Consider the following 15,343-nt stretch of genomic DNA (forward strand, 5'->3'; position numbering starts at 1 on the left):
CAAGCAGACACATCAAGGGGACGCTCTCCGCATCGGGAGGAACGTCCCCTTTAGTCTGTTCGCCAGGAGAATATGTTCGCCTGGGCGTATGTGTTGGTCTGCGAGGTTATGCTCGCCTGGAAATTTGTGGTGTGAAGCTTGCAGCAGCAGCGGGCTCAGGTCTCATCGAATGCTTGCGCGAGTGACCGTTCTTGAATATCCCTGCTCCACAAGCTCCAGGGATGGGAGCGTGGAGGCAGGGAGACCAGGTCCATTTCCTCTTTGGTGACCGGATGCGGAAAGCCGACAATCGATGACCAGAGCGCGATCTGCTGTCCGGGCTTGTTGACGGAAGGGCCGTACTTCTGGTCACCGTAGAGAGGGCAGCCGGCATGGGCGAGCTGCACACGGATTTGGTGAGAACGGCCGGTCAGCAGGTTGATCTTCACAAGGCTGAAGCCCTCTGCGGTGCCCAGAACCGTGTAATCAAGCACGGCTTCCTTGGCGTCCTGCGTTCCCTGCCGCACCACAGAGACGGTGTTCGTCTTCGCGTTCTTCAGCAGGAAGTTCCGCAGCCGCCCGCTTGGAGCCGGAAGTGTGCCGTGCACAACGGTCAAATATACCTTCCGGAAGCTGCGGCTTCGAACACTCTCCGAGAGCCGGGAGGCGGCTTTGGACGTCTTGGCGAAGATCATGGCGCCTCCCACCGGCCGGTCCAGCCGGTGGACGAGACCCATAAAGACATTGCCCGGCTTGTCGTACCGCTGCTTGATGTCCTCTTTAAGCAGCGTCAGCAGGTCAAGATCTCCGGTCGCGTCTTCCTGTACAGGGATGTTCACCGGCTTGACAACACCCAGCAGATGGTTATCCTCATACAGGATCTCAATATCCCGGCCAGGCTGGCCGGTGCCTGGCCCGCCGTTCTTGTCCGCCATGGCCCTAAGCCTCCCAGCGTCCAAGAATACCGCATGGCAAATTCAGACCGGAGGCGGTAATCGGCAGTCCGATTTCACCGGAGCTGATCGACCCGCCGTAACGGGATTTCATCGTCATGGCCAGCATATTCTCCAGAACCGTAGGCGAAATGCCGGTCGTATACGAATTGATCAGGAGAAAGAGCGGCTGATCGCTCATGATGGCGAGGCAGCTTTCCAGGAAGGGGTAGAGGCTCTGCTCGAGCTTCCACATTTCTCCGCCTGGACCTCTTCCATACGAAGGCGGGTCCATAATAATCGCGTCGTATTTATTGCCGCGGCGTTCCTCCCGCTGCACAAACTTGAAGACATCGTCCGTAATGAAGCGGACGGGGCGGTCGCCCAGACCGGAGAGCTGAAGATTCTCCTTGGCCCACTGCACCATCCCTTTCGCGGCGTCCACATGGACGACGGAAGCGCCGGCGGAAGCAGCGGCGACGGTAGCTCCACCGGTGTAAGCGAACAGGTTCAGAACCTGGATCTTGCGTCCCGCACCGGCGATCTTGTCCATCATCCAGCTCCAGTTGGCCGCTTGCTCCGGGAACAGACCCGTGTGCTTGAAATTGGTCGGACGAAGGTGGAATTTCAGCTTGCCGTAGGAGATGCTCCAGCTGTCCGGTATGCTCTTCTTCATTTCCCATTGGCCGCCGCCGGAAGAACTGCGGTGATAATGTCCGTGCACATTTTTCCATTCTGCCGTTTCTTTGATCAGAGGCCAAATGATTTGCGGGTCAGGTCTCCGCAGTATGATGTCTCCCCAGCGTTCCAGCTTTTCCCCGCCGCCTGTATCGATAATTTCGTAATCCTGCCAATCCCGGGCCATGTACATAGATTGATCCATCCTTCAAAAATTTTCATATAGCCTATATTGTACATCATAGGTACGGTTCTTAACAAACATTTGACAAACCATTCGGACAGAGGGCAATCCTGAATATTAATATTGACAATGAGAATCATTATCAATAGACTGGATAATATCGGAGAATCGGTTGCTGAACCGATTTCTCAATTTAGGGAGGCGATCTGGAGATGGTCCGAATTTTGGTGGTATATGCCAGTCTGACCGGCAACACCGAGGAAATGGCGGAGCTGATTGCGGAGGGAATCCGCCAGGCCGGCAATGAAGCCGTACTGAAAGAAGCACATGAATGCAGCGCTGATGAAATGATCGCTTATGACGGGGCGCTTCTCGGCGCCTATACATGGGGAGACGGTGAGCTTCCCGACGAGTTCCTGGATTTCTACGAAGAGATGGATGAGGTGGAGCTTAAGGATCGGAAGACCGCCGTATTCGGCAGCGGAGATACCGGCTATGCCATATACTGCGGTGCGGTGGACCTGCTGGAGAAGAAGCTGTCGGAGAGGGGCGCCGAGCTTGTCCAGCCGTCTCTCAAGATCGAATACGGGCCTACCTCTGCGGAGAAAGAAGATTGCCGGCGCTTCGGGCAGAGCTTTGCCGAAGCCTGCCTTGCGCTTGCATGATGGGCGCTTCCATGTTGGCGGCTGAGAACCAGCCGGAAATCCGGTTTCAGCCCTTCCGCGACTATATTGTGGAACGGACGCTGCTCGATATGGCCGAAAGTGAGAAAAAGGCGGGAGCGGCCCTGCCCAAATGGCGTCAACAGGTGCAATACGCGGTGGGCCATACCCTCAACGACTTCTACAGCCTGACACCTGAGGTCCGCCTGCAAACCCCGATACAGTTCATATTGGAGCAAAGATGGCCCCCTCGTTCCGGCGCTTTCTCTTCACTCCTGCATTACTGGGAGGTCAAGAACAAAGTTATGGATTCACTCATCCGGGCGGTCAGCTATAATCGCGACCGTTATCTCATGCCGGTGAAGCTGTACGAGGACTGGCATGTAGCTGTGCCTGAACTGAAGATGGATCTGTCCGTCATTTTCCAGCTGGTCTGGCAAATGCAAGGGGGCAGAGGCGAGGATGGTCTCATCATCCAGAAGTTCATGACCTGCCGGTGTGAGGAAGTGGCGGAGGGATTCTTTCACATGGTGAATGTCTTCTGCCATAAAGCCTATGGCAGACCGCCCGAACGGGTGGAACTCTTCTTCCTGATGGAGGGGGAGCAGCGCTGTTATCCAGGAGAATCATACAGCCTGGCGTACTCGCTTGATTATTTGCGGCTGCTGTCCGTGCTCGATGAATCTCCGGATTCCGGGACAAGGAGTCTTTCGGGTCATGCGGGCAGCCGAGGGACAGAGGAGGTTCGCTGCCGGCATCTGCTGATGTGAAGCAAGCATGGCAGCAGCAAGCCCCATGGATGGCTGGAATCCATGGGGCTGTTCTGTGTTTTACCCGTTATAACGGTAATAATCCTGTTTATTGATCATGACAAAACCGGAGCTTTCGTACAGCTTCAGCGCATTCGGGTTATCAAGGGCAACCTCCAGATTAATTCCGTTCCCGTGATGCCGCTCCCGGGCTATGGTCTGAAGGAGCGCGCTGCGGCCGATGCCTTTTCCTCTGAGCTTCTCATCGACAGTAAACCCGTAGATCCAGGTTTCGTTATCCTCCGTCCACAGCCGAAGTTTCCCAGCAGCTTCTCCGGCATACTCAATGATAATATGCTCGGTGCCGCTCTCCTCCTCGAAATCCTTGAACATCTCAGTGGCATCTTCAAGATTCATTCCGAATCCGCCGCTGTCCAGCGAGGCCAGCAGCGGGGTCTCATCCGGCCGGGCCGGACGGAGGATAATCTTGTCCTCCGACAACTCGCGGCCCAAGGCACCGTACTCTTCTGCCTTGGACTCGTCCCATTTCATTTGATACTCCGCATGGTTGAAGACTAGCGGCAGTGTCTGCAGGAATCCGGCTCCTGAAGCCGAGGCGGCGGGGGCGTTCAACAAGATGCTCTCAGCTCCCGCTTGGGAGATCACCTCAAATGCCTGCTTCCAGAGCGAGGTGAAAATGCCTCGTCTCCGGTATCCCGGGCGGAGCATCCCGCAGACTTCAACTTCGCTGCCGAATGGATACACGCCGATAAACCCTGTAAGCAAGCCGTCCTCGTAGGCCAGCCTGATTTCCGCGCCTCCCGAAGCGGGCTCTCTGCGGAGAGACTCCCAATTCAGCTTCAGCGAAATGCCGTCATATTCCTCGCAGCGCCGCTGCAAATCTTCGATCTGTCTCAGTGTTTCGTCTGTTGTCACAATGTTATCCTCCTAGGAAACACGCGGATAATCGCATTATCCTCTGGGCGCGTTATCGCTCCATACATCCGAATATTCGGCGTGTTTCTTGAATTGATGTGCCGCATATGAGCACTCCGGTACAATCTTCAGCCGCTCTTCACGGGCCTTGTCCACCACTGCCCGCACCAATTGTTCACCGGCTCCCTGACCTCGCAGATCTTCGGATACGAAGGTATGGTCAATGACCAGATCCCCGTTGTTCTCATCCAATCTGTATGTTATTTCGGCCAGGTCCTTGCCTTCGCCGGCAATATAGAATCGTCCTTCTCCTGTTAGAATTTGCGTCATATTCTTCACTCCATTTCGGGTGTAATGCCTTTATTTTACTACCCGATACTGGAAAAAGCGAGACTAACCCAGCTGCCGGAGATATTTCACACTCACATTACATCATGAGTCAGGGTTTCTTGAATGGCTTGCACATCCTCCAGGAAATGCCCTAAGATTAAGACACTAACGCTGCGATGAATAGAAGCCGCTTCAGGAGGAATGCCCGTGGAATATGAAGTTGGGGTTGAGTTTCAACCGGTATATGAGTTAATCAACAGCATACATACGTTTATCTGCAAGAAATCCAACAAGAAGATCGAACTGGGCAGCGCCTGGGCCGCTGAAGTCGCGGGCGGATTAACCCCGCAGCTGATTACGGCTCTCGAACAGGTGGAGCTTGATCAGGATTGGAAGCTGCTGAACCTGCTTATCTATCTGTGTCCGGACAAAGCTAGCGTTGATGGGATGCTGCAGTGGCTCGAAGGCTTGACGGTCGGCGAAATTTACGAGACCCTATCCGGACATGTCAGCGCATTTCCTGCGCAGATGGATGAATTCCGGGGCAGAATGCTGTTCCTGCTCACAGAATGGAACCGGCAGTATTTCAGTTCCGGCAACGCGGCAATCCTCGGCAAGCTGCAGGAGCATGCGGATGAACGGATGCGCAAGCTTCCGGAGTCTGACGTGATGGATTTTGTCGATGAGACGACGAACGGATTTGTGTTTGTGCCGGGAGAGGGACTGCGCAAGCTGGTGCTGATTCCACAGTTTCATTTTCAGCCGATTAATATTATTTATAATTTCGGCCCGCTCACCCTTTGCCATTATGCAGCAAGAATCACCGCCAGCGAGGAAGATATTTCACCGTCGATGTACAAGGCCCTTCGCAGTCTCGGGGAAAAAAGCCGGCTGAGAATCCTCAAGTCGCTGGGACAAGAACGCAAAACGTTCTCGGAGATTGCCAGAAGTGCGGGAATATCCAAAGGCATAGTCCATGACCATATCTTCAGCCTCCGGTACGCCGGTTTACTGCATGCTTACATCGAGGGGGAGAACGTGACTTCCTACAGTCTCAGGCTGAAAGGCGTGCATCAAATGAACAGTCAGCTGCTGGATTTTTTAGCAAAATAATTGGATTTCGGCAGTCGATTACCCTTGATTGTTAAAGATTCATTACGGGAATAGCCAAGGTTTCTTCGCGGAGAAGAGCTTTGGCTTTTTTGTTTTGGAAACTTTTGTGTTTCTGCTACTAGAGAATTATTTTGTTGTTCTCTATTTACAGAACGACAATCTCTTTTTATAATGTGAACTATCGGCTATTAATCATACTTAGCGGGTAGGAATTGTAGTAAATACTTGTGGAGAAAAGAGATGATGTTTATGAGAAAAAGTACGCTGCTGTTAACCTCATTACTGATTGCCGGGTCATTGCTCCTTTCAGCTTGCGGAAGCGGCAATAATAATTCGGAAGCAGGGGGCAATACTGCGGCATCGACTGCGAGTGCAACAACTGCTCCGGCTGCCACTGAAGCAGCGGCTTCGGCGGCGCCTGTTCCGGCGGGTGCGCTCAGCGAGCCGTACACGGCAAATGATCTGTCCAAGCTGCCGGCAACCGCGAAGAGCCGCACCGATACGATTATTGTGGGGCTTACCGATCCCAGCGGCGCGTTCACGCCCTATTTTCAGGAGAGCGGATATGACGGCAACGTCTCCTCCTTGCTGTATTCGTCGCTCGTAACCGTGGATGACAAAGGCGTGCCCGTTCCGGAGCTGGCCGAGAGCTGGGACGTATCGCAGGATCAGCTTACATACACTTTCCACTTGCGGAAGGGCTTGAAATTCAGCGACGGTTCGCCGCTGACTGCGGATGATGTCGCTTTTACCTGGACGATCCAATATGACAAGAGCTATGACGGCGGTTCCACCGTGCCCTCACTGAATGTAAAGGGCGGAAAGGCATACAAGGAAGGCAAGGCCAAGACGGTTGAAGGCATCAAAGTCATTGATCCCCAGACGATCTCGGTAACGCTGGAGCAGCCGAATGCAACGGCTCTGGTGACGCTCGGCTCCAACGTGTTGTCCAAAGCTTACTACGGCAAGGATTACACCTTCGGCCATCTGGAATATATCAAGAAGCTGCATGAGAAGCCGCTGGGCGACGGGCCTTACAAGCTGGAGAAGTTCATTCCGGGACAGGAAGTACGACTGGTTGCGAACGAGAATTACTTCAAGGGCAAGCCGAAGACCGAGCATTTTATTTACAAAACTTCGCAAGGCGATGCCTGGCAGTTCCTGGAGACGGGAGAGGTGGACTATGCTTCCTTCCCGGCTACAAGCGAGAACATTGAGAAGCTGAAGTCGCTGGGCTTCGTCAACATCATCCCTTATACACCAAGCACTTACGGCTATCTGCAGGTTAATCTGAAGCATGCGCAGCTCGAAGACAAGCGGGTGAGACAGGCAATCGCCTACGGTCTTGACCGTCAGAGCATTTATGTGGATGCCGCTCAAGGCGCTGGTGCCGTTGCCAACATTCCGGCTTCACCGATCTCCTGGTCCTATACAACCGAGGGCATCAATCCTTATAACTACGATCCGGAAAAAGCCAAACAGCTGCTCGATGAAGCGGGCTGGACCGTTGGCTCGGACGGAATCCGCGAGAAGGACGGCAAGAAGCTCAGCCTCCATTATCTTGGCTTCAAGAGCCAGAGCACTGACATCTTCATACCGGTAGCCAAAGAGAATTTTGCGGCGCTAGGCATTGACTTTCAGCCGGAAATATTCGCCGATTTCAACGCGCTGGTGTCCAAAGTCGAGGGCGGAGACTATGACCTGGCATCCTTCTCCACTTCGATGCTGACCGATCCTGCGGACGGCTTCATGCAGTTCTTCGACGGAGAAATTACCGATTATAACAATCCGAAATTCGTGGAGCTGTACAACAAAGCGCTCGCCACGAACGATATTGAGCAGCGCAAGGCGGTATACAAGGAACTGTACCAGCTGTTCAACGACGAGCTTCCGGTTATTTTCACCAACTATAAAAAGACGGTATACGCCTATAACGGACGCATCCAGAATCTCTCGGTCAGCCCATTCATCGGGCTTGCAGGCAGCCTGCCTGAATGGACGCTGAAATAATCCGTATTCTGGTCCCCTGTCTGTCGCTCGCCGATGACAGGGGACGGACTTATAAAGGGAGCCGATCATGAGTAACTATCTGACCAAAAGACTGTTGTATATCATTCTGATCCTGTTCGCCGCCTCGCTGCTGATCTTCATCCTCTACGCCAACACGCCCGGCGATTTCATCACCGGCAATATCAAGCTGACGGCGGAGCGCAAGGCGGAGCTTCGAGAGATATACGGCCTCAATAAGCCGGTGCTGGAACGTTACGGCATTTGGCTGAAAAATGCGCTGCACGGAGATCTGGGCTATTCGCTGGCCCAGCAGAAGCCTGTGCTGCAGCTGTTCAACGAGTATATTTGGAATTCTTTTCTGCTGGCCGCCGTATCCACCTTTCTGACCTGGCTGATCGCCGTGATCATCGGGGTTATTTCCGCGTACCGGCAGTATTCCTGGTTTGATACGCTGGTGATGATCGGCATATTTGCGGCGATGTCGCTGCCGTCCTTTTTCATCGGGCTGTTCCTGATCAAAATTTTGGCCGTCGACCTGAAGTGGCTGCCTCCCGGGGGAATGATTACAACCGGCAGCAATGCGACGGGATTCGCCTATTTCAAGGAAGTGCTGCGGCATATGACACTGCCCGTTATCGTCATGATCCTCCTCGGGCTGGGTTCGTTAACCCGTTACTTCCGCAGCAATATGATCGATGTGCTGAGACAGGATTATATCCGGACCGCCCGGGCCAAAGGGCTGAATGAGAGAAGGGTGCTGTTCAAGCACGCTTTACGGAATGCGCTTCTGCCCGCGATTACATTGATTGGCTTTGAGCTTCCATCCCTGTTCGGCGGATCGATCATTATCGAACAAATCTTCAACTGGCCTGGCGTCGGCCAGCTGTACATGAAGTCTTTTGGACTGCGGGATTATCCCTTGCTGATGGGCTTTACGATGCTGCTTGCTATTTTGACCGTGATCGGAACATTGCTGTCTGACCTGCTCTACCGGGTAGCCGATCCGCGTGTCAGGTTATAGGGGGGTGGAGTTGTGACAGCCAATAGCCGTATATCGGAAGTCTCACGTCCCCGCGTCCGGGAGCACAAATCTTCATTAATGCGGCAGTCCCTGCGCAAATTGCTGCACAATAAGCTTGCGGTGGCCGGGTTTGCCGTAGTCGTCTTTATGTTCATACTCTGCTTCATCGGTCCGCTGTTCTCGCCGTATACGGACAATAAAATTCATATGAATCTGATGAACAAAGCCCCGAGCCTCAAACATTGGCTGGGAACGGATGCGCTTGGCCGCGATATTATGACACGGGTCATGCAGGCAGGGCGTATCTCGCTGACCGTCGGACTGGCTTCCATGGTTCTGTCCGTATTCTTAGGCGCTCTGCTCGGAGCCATCTCCGGTTACTACCGGGGGATTGCCGACCAGATCATTATGCGGATCGCCGATCTCCTGATGACGGTGCCCAACCTTCCGCTTCTGTTCATCTTCGGCGCCATGCTGTCGGAGTGGAAGGTTCCGACGGATTACCGGATGTACATCGTCATGCTGATGCTTAGCGTGGTGAATTGGCCGGGAATGGCGCGGATGGTGCGGGGACAAATGCTCAGTCTGCGGGAGCGCGAGTTCATGCAGGCGGCAGAGGTGCTGGGGCTGCGCGACCGCCGGAAGCTGGTAGGCCATCTACTGCCGAACATCGTTCCTCTATTGATCGTCATGGCGACGCTCAATATCGGCGGTTCGATTCTCAGCGAATCGGTGCTCAGCTTCTTCGGTCTTGGCGTTATGCCTCCGACGCCGACGTGGGGGAATATGATCGACGCCGCCAACAACATGATCGATTTCCAGGACCATCCGTGGCTGTGGATTCCGCCGGGAGTGTCGATTTTTGCCACGGTCATCGCAATCAATATTTTCGGGGACGGCCTCCGGGACGTGCTGGACCCTAAACAGAAGAGGTAGGTGGCTATCATCCGATGAAGCCTTTGTTGAATATTCAGAATCTCCACACCGAGTTCCACACGGATGAGGGGACGGTGAATGCCGTTGACGGAGTAAGCATCCAGGTACGCGCAGGAGAGACGGTCTGTATCGTCGGCGAATCCGGCTGCGGCAAAAGCGTGACCGCGATGTCCGTTATGGGACTGGTGGAGGAGCCTGGAGGCAAGGTCGCGGGCGGAAGCATCGAATTCCAGGGTGAGGACCTGTTGAAATTGGGGAAGCATACTCTGCGGAGCATCCGAGGCAATGAAATCGCCATGATCTTTCAGGAGCCGATGTCTTCGCTGAACCCGGTGCTGAAGATCGGCGAGCAAATCGTGGAGCCCTTGACCCTTCATTTGAAGTTGAAAAAGAAGGAAGCCGCGGCCCGGGCGGTCGAGCTGATCCGTCAGGTCGGCATATCCCGGCCGGAGCAGATTTATAACAGCTATCCCCATGAGCTCAGCGGAGGGATGCTCCAGCGGATCATGATCGCCATTGCCATCTCCTGCGGACCGAAGCTGCTCATTGCGGATGAGCCGACAACGGCGCTAGATGTGACGATCCAGGCGCAAATTCTTGACATGCTCCGCGAATTCAAGGAGAAATCCGGCATGTCGCTTCTATTAATCACGCATGATCTGGGCGTAGTAGCCGAAATGGCTGATTACGTAATTGTGATGTATTCCGGTAAGGTTGTCGAGGAGGGGGAGGTGACGGAGCTGTTCGCGAATCCGAAGCACCCGTATACCCGGGGGCTGCTGAAGTCCAAGCCGGTGATGGGCCAGCGCAGCGAAGAATTGTACTCCATTCCCGGGCAGGTGCCAAATCCGCTCAATCTGACGAAATCCTGTTACTTCCACGACCGCTGCGAACACTGCATGCCTGTCTGCGTGAGCCGCGAGCCGCTGCTGAAGACGCTGGACAACGGGCAAAAGGCGGCCTGCTGGCTGTATGAGGAGGCGATAGTCCATGCCTGAAGCGCTGCTGGAAGTGAACCATTTGAAAAAGTATTTTGCGGTGAACCAAGGTCTGCTGGGCCGTTCGTCCGCGCAGGTAAAGGCCGTGGATGACATCAGCTTTACGCTCCAGCCCGGAGAAGCCTTCGGTCTTGTGGGCGAATCGGGGAGCGGCAAGAGCACTGTCGGGCGGACCATTCTCCGATTAACCGACAAAACGGCCGGCGAAGTAAAGTTCAAAGGGATTGATCTGCACAGTCTTCCTCCGGCGGAAATGCGCCGGCTTCGTCCGAAGATGCAGCTGATCTTTCAGGACCCGTACAGCGCGCTGAATCCCCGGGTCCGGGTAGGCGACGCCATCGGGGAAGCGCTGCTGGACCACGGCATGGCCACGAAGGCGGAGGCAAGGGAGCTGGTGCTGGAGGCGCTGGAGGCCTGCGGATTATCCGCCTATCATATTGACCGCTTTCCGCATGAATTCTCAGGCGGACAGCGGCAGCGGATCGGCATTGCCCGGGCGTTAATTCTGAATCCCGATCTGATCATCGCCGATGAGCCGGTCTCCGCGCTTGATGTCTCAATTCAGGCCCAGATCATCAATCTGTTCAGCAAGCTGCAGCGCAGCAAAGGCCTTGCCTACTTGTTCATCTCCCATGATCTCAGCGTGGTGGAGCATTTATGCACCCGCATCGGCGTCATGTATCTCGGCTCGATGGTGGAGACGGCTTCCCGGGACGAGCTGTTCGCGCATCCGCTGCATCCTTACACCAAGGCGCTGCTCTCGGCGGTTCCCGTGCCGATTCCGAAGTTGAAGCGGGACCGGATCGTGCTGAAAGGCGATATTCCCAGCCCGGTCAATCCGCCATCCGGCTGCAAATTTCATACCCGCTGTCCGTTCGCGGTGGAGCGCTGCAAGGCGGAAATCCCGCTCTTCTCCGACGCCGGCTCAGGACACTATGTTGCGTGTCATTTAGCCTGATCATTCAATAGATGGGATATAATTTCATAAATCCCCTATTTTGACTTTATGCGACTAAAGTGCTATATTTGATTCCACCACAGGCAAAACGGGTAATATAAGACTGATTAGAATACATATCTAATCGGTCTTGTGTTTTTTCAGTCCATACCTTAGGAGGAATTGATTGCAATGAGTGAAACAGTACGTTTGATCGAAAGAGCCGGGAAGCCTTCCGCACAGCGGAGACAAGGTCTCGTGCCAGTCGTTATCTACGGTGCGGGTTCGGAGTCTCTTTCCTTAAGCGCGGATGCTAAGACGGTAGACAATATTCTGAGCAGAAATCCGCGCGCGATCCTGAAAGCGGAGCTCCCGTCTGCGGGAACCAAGGACGTTATCATCAATGAAGTCCAGCGCCAGCCTCTGACGAAGAAGCTGCTGCACATCGACTTCCATGTTATCGATATGAAGACCGAGCTGGAGACGAAGGTTGCCCTTCATTTTACCGGTACGGCTGAAGGTGTGAAGGATGGCGGCATCCAGACCGTGGAGCTGCATGAGATCGACATCCGCACACTGCCGGACAAGCTGGAGCCGACGCTTGAGGTGGACGTCAGCGGCCTTGCGATCGGCGATCAGCTCTTCGTCTCCGACCTGCCGAAGCATGAAGGCTGGGAGGTGCTGAACGATCCGGAGACGCTGGTCGTCAAGATCGCTCCGCCGGCTGTAACGGAAGAGCCGGCAGCCGAAGAGGGTGAAGCACCGGCAGCGGTGGAAGTGGCAGCCGAGGGTACGGAAGGCAAAGAAGCCTGATTGCGCGCCTACTGCGGTTAACAATACAAGAGCAGATCGTCCCTTGCTTCAAGGAACGGTCTGCTCTTTTAAAATATAAGAATTATATGTTGAACGCTAATCATTAGTCTTCTATTTCTCGGTAAACGCTCGGCGCCGAAAGGACGCCGTTAGTCGTTTATCCTTGAATTGATATATGGGATGAACCGGCTCGCGTTGTTCTTGAACGAAATTCGGCTCCATACCGGTTGCTTTCATTACATAAAATCATTCAGTATGACCGAGTATATATCCTCCGTCAGATGAAGCGCTCCGTCATAACCGACATATGATTTGCTTAGCACCATTTGATTGGAGATAGGCGCAGAGATTGATAACTGATAAGCGTTCAGGTCTCTGGCGACCGCGCGCTCCCAGGAGCTGCCGAGGATGAGCGGACGGCTTCTGAGCTTGAGCTTCCGTAATTCCTCTTCCACATAACCGCCATCGTTGGAGAACACCGTCTCCGCCACAATATCGTTCGTATATTTCGCAAATTCGGCTGTCACGCCGCTCTGATGCTTAAGCGGCGTATCCTCGGTGATGAACTGCTTATCCGGAATCAGTCCGAGGTCATTGGTCAGAAACCGTGAAATCCCGAGCGTGTACAGGCTGTCACCTACTGTTGAGAACCGTCTGGGCAGCAGACGGGTCTCCAGCAGGGTATCGGCAGCTCTTTCCAGGTAATAGTAATACCGATTCTCTTCCTTCAGGATGACGCTCTCGACGATAGCTGGGTCAATGCCGGCGAATTCACCGACAGTTCTGAGGAAATTGGACGTCTCCGTCGGGCCGATAGGCAGCACCGGGTAATGCAGGAACGGTGTGCCGAACTTCTCCTGCAATTGCTCGGCAGCCTTTAACCCTGCCCAAGGCGAGACGACCAGATTGAATTGGGCTTTCGGGATGCTCCGGACGGCTTCAATGCTGCTCTCGGGGCCAAAGATCGTATTCAGCTTGAGCCCGATCGCGGAGAGCAGCTTGTTCAGCTGCTCGATATCTCCGGCCCAGAATGTATTCTGATATGGAATAACCGACCAGAGATTGACCAGACCCGGTTCAATCTCCGCCTGCGGCTCCAGAAACTGGTCGATAATGGCATCAAGGACTAGTTCATGACCGACCAGGTTGCTTCCTTTGAATCCGCCGGTTTCTACATACACGATCGGCTTGCCGCTTCGCTTGAACTTGCGGGCAACCTCTCCAATATCGTCGCCGATAATATCCGAGGTGCAGCCCGTGAGGACGACGAACAGATCGCCGTCAATCACGTCAAACGTATTGGTAATCAAATTGCGCAGCTGATCTGTGCCGCCGAATACCACTTCTTTCTCGGAGGCATTCGTGCAGGGAATGGCGTGTCCTCCTACATAACCTGAACCCTGATGTCCGTTCTGGGTCCCGAGGGTTACCATCAATTTGGATACGCAGCCGGGTCCGGAATGGACAATCGGAACGGCTCTTTTAATGGCCAGCACCGATTCGAACGCTCCCAGGGCGCATACATGACGGATTTGTTCAACCGACTGAGACATGTTCGTTAACCTCGCTTTTCTCGCTATTCAGGAAAGTAAATGGATCTTGCTCAAACCACCAGTTGGTGTAAGGGAGCTTGATGCGCTCTGCCAAATTTTTGGCCAGGCTGTTATTGGTCAGTGCGTCGATGATGCGTTCGCCGAATTCCAGCGTACCCTGATAGCCGAAGGCGCTGTATTCGTCGCTGATCATGATCGTAGGAATGCCCAGCTTGGTGGCCCATACTGATTGCCCGGGATGTCTTCCGACATACAGGTCCGGCTGGACTTTTTTCAGCAAATTGATGATTTCATGATTTTGCTGGTCGCTGACGCTGACCGGAATATCCCGTTCTTTCTCCGCCAGATCCAGCGTGCAGGAAGGGCAGCCGCCGTGATCATGCTTCGAATCATAGTGCCAGGAGAAGCCCCAGACCACTTCCATGCCGAAATCCTCCAGCAGCCGGATATAGTTATGGGCGAAGCTCGGCCCCATGCCCACGACGACACGCTTGCCTTGCAGCTTGCGCTTGATTTCCGCCAGTTCCGGCGCTGCAAGCTCCTTCTGCTCCGCCAAATACGCTGCTACTTCCTGCTGCTTCCCGACGGTCTCCCCAAGCTTCGTCAGCCAATCGTCAAAGCCGGCAATCCCGTGCGGTTGCAGGGCCGTTACATAGGGAACGCCGAATCTCTGCTCCAGACCGTTGCCCAAATATCCGCCGAGCGTGCCGCAAATGCTGATGGTGGCTGCGGCTTCCGACCACTTCTCCAGCTGTTCGATCGAGCTGAACGGTATGCCAAACTGCGGAACCAGTCCCAGCCGTCCGAATATTTCGGTTACGATCTTCCGGCCGCTGGCGTAGAAATTAATGACATTGACCAGTTCGGGACGCTTCTGTTGCGCCGGCTTGATGATCCGCGTCAGCAGGGCGTGGAAGGCCGCGTCGAAGCCGGAGGCCCAGATTTGCGAGCGGAAGCCGTCGCAGAAGACAGGGACGACCGGAATGCCAAGCTCGGCTTCCGCATCCTTCAGCGTGCGCTCTATATCATCACCGATAATGCCGGAGGCGCAGGAGGTGGTGACGAATATCGCTTTCGGGTTGAAACGTTCGTAGGCTTTGCGGACCGCGTCCTGCAAAATCTTGTCGCCGCCGAATACGACCGCATTCTCCGACATATTCGTATTGACGATTCTGACATTCCGCTTGTTGTCCACGCCGCGGATATGCTGGCCCCATTGGTAGACCGAATTGGCGCCCGCCACATCTCCGGCGCAGCCGACAGGCCCGTGATTGACAATGGCGGCATCGACGATGGAGGACAGATGACCTTGAGCGCATCCGGAGTTGCAGTTGGTTGCCTGGCTGAAGCCGCGGCCCGCGTTCTTCAGGCAGCCTGTGCGTGATTTCTCCGCAAGATCCTTGATTGATCCCTGGTAACCGACGATGGATTTTAACCGTTTTTCGCGGATGACGGCTTGCGACCGGTTCAGATTAATTGGCTTATTAGGCTTGATAGACATAGATGTGAACC

Annotated in this window: 15 protein-coding genes; 9 read left to right on the top strand and 6 right to left on the bottom strand. The window is 54.4% G+C overall.

Going from position 1 to position 15,343, the window contains the following annotated elements; genetic code table 11:
- Window positions 1-155: 155 nt before the first annotated feature.
- Window positions 156-914: an RluA family pseudouridine synthase gene (locus KIH86_RS05050; RefSeq protein WP_223086729.1), complete on the bottom strand. Its 759-nt coding sequence runs from the start codon at window positions 912-914 to the stop codon at window positions 156-158.
- Window positions 915-918: 4 nt separating this feature from the next.
- Window positions 919-1,782, bottom strand: coding sequence for a class I SAM-dependent methyltransferase (locus tag KIH86_RS05055; protein ID WP_223086732.1), 864 nt, complete (start codon window positions 1,780-1,782; stop codon window positions 919-921).
- A 203-nt stretch (window positions 1,783-1,985) separates the two neighbouring features.
- Between KIH86_RS05055 and KIH86_RS05060 the strand changes: the two genes are divergently transcribed.
- Window positions 1,986-2,438, top strand: coding sequence for a flavodoxin (locus KIH86_RS05060; RefSeq protein WP_223086736.1), 453 nt, complete (start codon window positions 1,986-1,988; stop codon window positions 2,436-2,438).
- The gene (locus KIH86_RS05065) at window positions 2,438-3,205 is read left to right on the top strand and encodes a hypothetical protein (protein ID WP_223110331.1); all 768 of its coding nucleotides are present in this window, start codon (window positions 2,438-2,440) and stop codon (window positions 3,203-3,205) included. The genes KIH86_RS05060 and KIH86_RS05065 overlap by 1 nt, the downstream gene beginning before the upstream one ends.
- 60 nt (window positions 3,206-3,265) lie before the next feature.
- Here the strand turns inward: KIH86_RS05065 and KIH86_RS05070 are convergent, their stop codons facing one another.
- Both KIH86_RS05070 and KIH86_RS05075 read right to left on the bottom strand, forming a co-directional pair.
- A complete protein-coding gene (locus KIH86_RS05070) occupies window positions 3,266-4,120 on the bottom strand; it encodes a GNAT family N-acetyltransferase (protein ID WP_223086741.1) in 855 nt (284 codons plus the stop codon).
- A gap of 36 nt (window positions 4,121-4,156) precedes the next feature.
- A complete protein-coding gene (locus KIH86_RS05075) occupies window positions 4,157-4,450 on the bottom strand; it encodes a GNAT family N-acetyltransferase (RefSeq protein WP_223086744.1) in 294 nt (97 codons plus the stop codon).
- Window positions 4,451-4,657: 207 nt separating this feature from the next.
- Between KIH86_RS05075 and KIH86_RS05080 the strand changes: the two genes are divergently transcribed.
- The 7 genes from KIH86_RS05080 to KIH86_RS05110 all read left to right on the top strand — a co-directional run bounded on the left by KIH86_RS05080 (window position 4,658) and on the right by KIH86_RS05110 (window position 12,278).
- Window positions 4,658-5,563 (top strand): ArsR/SmtB family transcription factor, encoded by a 906-nt coding sequence (locus tag KIH86_RS05080; RefSeq protein WP_223086746.1) that lies wholly within the window; start codon window positions 4,658-4,660, stop codon window positions 5,561-5,563.
- 249 nt (window positions 5,564-5,812) lie between these two features.
- Entirely contained in the window at window positions 5,813-7,573 is a 1,761-nt protein-coding gene (locus KIH86_RS05085; protein ID WP_223086748.1) for an ABC transporter substrate-binding protein, read from the top strand.
- A gap of 67 nt (window positions 7,574-7,640) precedes the next feature.
- On the top strand, window positions 7,641-8,594 hold the full coding sequence (locus tag KIH86_RS05090; protein WP_223086751.1) for an ABC transporter permease: 954 nt from the start codon (window positions 7,641-7,643) through the stop codon (window positions 8,592-8,594).
- A 12-nt stretch (window positions 8,595-8,606) separates the two neighbouring features.
- Window positions 8,607-9,530, top strand: a complete 924-nt coding sequence (opp4C, locus tag KIH86_RS05095) for an oligopeptide ABC transporter permease (protein ID WP_235775264.1) — start codon at window positions 8,607-8,609, stop codon at window positions 9,528-9,530.
- A gap of 14 nt (window positions 9,531-9,544) precedes the next feature.
- Window positions 9,545-10,528 (top strand): ABC transporter ATP-binding protein, encoded by a 984-nt coding sequence (locus KIH86_RS05100; RefSeq protein WP_223086753.1) that lies wholly within the window; start codon window positions 9,545-9,547, stop codon window positions 10,526-10,528.
- Window positions 10,521-11,486 (top strand): ABC transporter ATP-binding protein, encoded by a 966-nt coding sequence (locus KIH86_RS05105; RefSeq protein ID WP_223086756.1) that lies wholly within the window; start codon window positions 10,521-10,523, stop codon window positions 11,484-11,486. Before KIH86_RS05100 ends, KIH86_RS05105 begins: the two co-directional genes overlap by 8 nt.
- A gap of 171 nt (window positions 11,487-11,657) precedes the next feature.
- The gene (locus KIH86_RS05110; protein WP_223086760.1) at window positions 11,658-12,278 is read left to right on the top strand and encodes a 50S ribosomal protein L25; all 621 of its coding nucleotides are present in this window, start codon (window positions 11,658-11,660) and stop codon (window positions 12,276-12,278) included.
- Window positions 12,279-12,514: 236 nt separating this feature from the next.
- Here the strand turns inward: KIH86_RS05110 and KIH86_RS05115 are convergent, their stop codons facing one another.
- Both KIH86_RS05115 and KIH86_RS05120 read right to left on the bottom strand, forming a co-directional pair.
- Window positions 12,515-13,831 carry a nitrogenase component 1 gene (locus KIH86_RS05115; protein ID WP_223086762.1) on the bottom strand — a complete coding sequence of 439 codons (1,317 nt, stop codon included), beginning with the start codon at window positions 13,829-13,831 and terminating at the stop codon, window positions 12,515-12,517.
- Window positions 13,815-15,332, bottom strand: a complete 1,518-nt coding sequence (locus tag KIH86_RS05120; RefSeq protein ID WP_223086765.1) for a nitrogenase component 1 — start codon at window positions 15,330-15,332, stop codon at window positions 13,815-13,817. The genes KIH86_RS05115 and KIH86_RS05120 overlap by 17 nt, the downstream gene beginning before the upstream one ends.
- Window positions 15,333-15,343 lie beyond the last annotated feature (11 nt).

Source organism: Paenibacillus sinensis (assembly GCF_019904155.1).
Classification (GTDB): domain Bacteria; phylum Bacillota; class Bacilli; order Paenibacillales; family Paenibacillaceae; genus Paenibacillus_AQ; species Paenibacillus_AQ sinensis.

Bases quoted from the DNA above. Each gene is read 5' to 3' on its own strand.
- KIH86_RS05100 (WP_223086753.1), top strand. From the start codon at position 9,545: ATGAAGCCTTTGTTGAATATTCAGAATCTCCACACCGAGTTCCACACG.
- KIH86_RS05120 (WP_223086765.1), bottom strand. From the start codon at position 15,332: ATGTCTATCAAGCCTAATAAGCCAATTAATCTGAACCGGTCGCAAGCC.
- KIH86_RS05110 (WP_223086760.1), top strand. From the start codon at position 11,658: ATGAGTGAAACAGTACGTTTGATCGAAAGAGCCGGGAAGCCTTCCGCA.
- KIH86_RS05075 (WP_223086744.1), bottom strand. From the start codon at position 4,450: ATGACGCAAATTCTAACAGGAGAAGGACGATTCTATATTGCCGGCGAA.
- KIH86_RS05065 (WP_223110331.1), top strand. From the start codon at position 2,438: ATGGGCGCTTCCATGTTGGCGGCTGAGAACCAGCCGGAAATCCGGTTT.
- KIH86_RS05115 (WP_223086762.1), bottom strand. From the start codon at position 13,831: ATGTCTCAGTCGGTTGAACAAATCCGTCATGTATGCGCCCTGGGAGCG.
- KIH86_RS05105 (WP_223086756.1), top strand. From the start codon at position 10,521: ATGCCTGAAGCGCTGCTGGAAGTGAACCATTTGAAAAAGTATTTTGCG.
- KIH86_RS05090 (WP_223086751.1), top strand. From the start codon at position 7,641: ATGAGTAACTATCTGACCAAAAGACTGTTGTATATCATTCTGATCCTG.
- KIH86_RS05055 (WP_223086732.1), bottom strand. From the start codon at position 1,782: ATGTACATGGCCCGGGATTGGCAGGATTACGAAATTATCGATACAGGC.
- KIH86_RS05085 (WP_223086748.1), top strand. From the start codon at position 5,813: ATGAGAAAAAGTACGCTGCTGTTAACCTCATTACTGATTGCCGGGTCA.
- KIH86_RS05050 (WP_223086729.1), bottom strand. From the start codon at position 914: ATGGCGGACAAGAACGGCGGGCCAGGCACCGGCCAGCCTGGCCGGGAT.
- KIH86_RS05060 (WP_223086736.1), top strand. From the start codon at position 1,986: ATGGTCCGAATTTTGGTGGTATATGCCAGTCTGACCGGCAACACCGAG.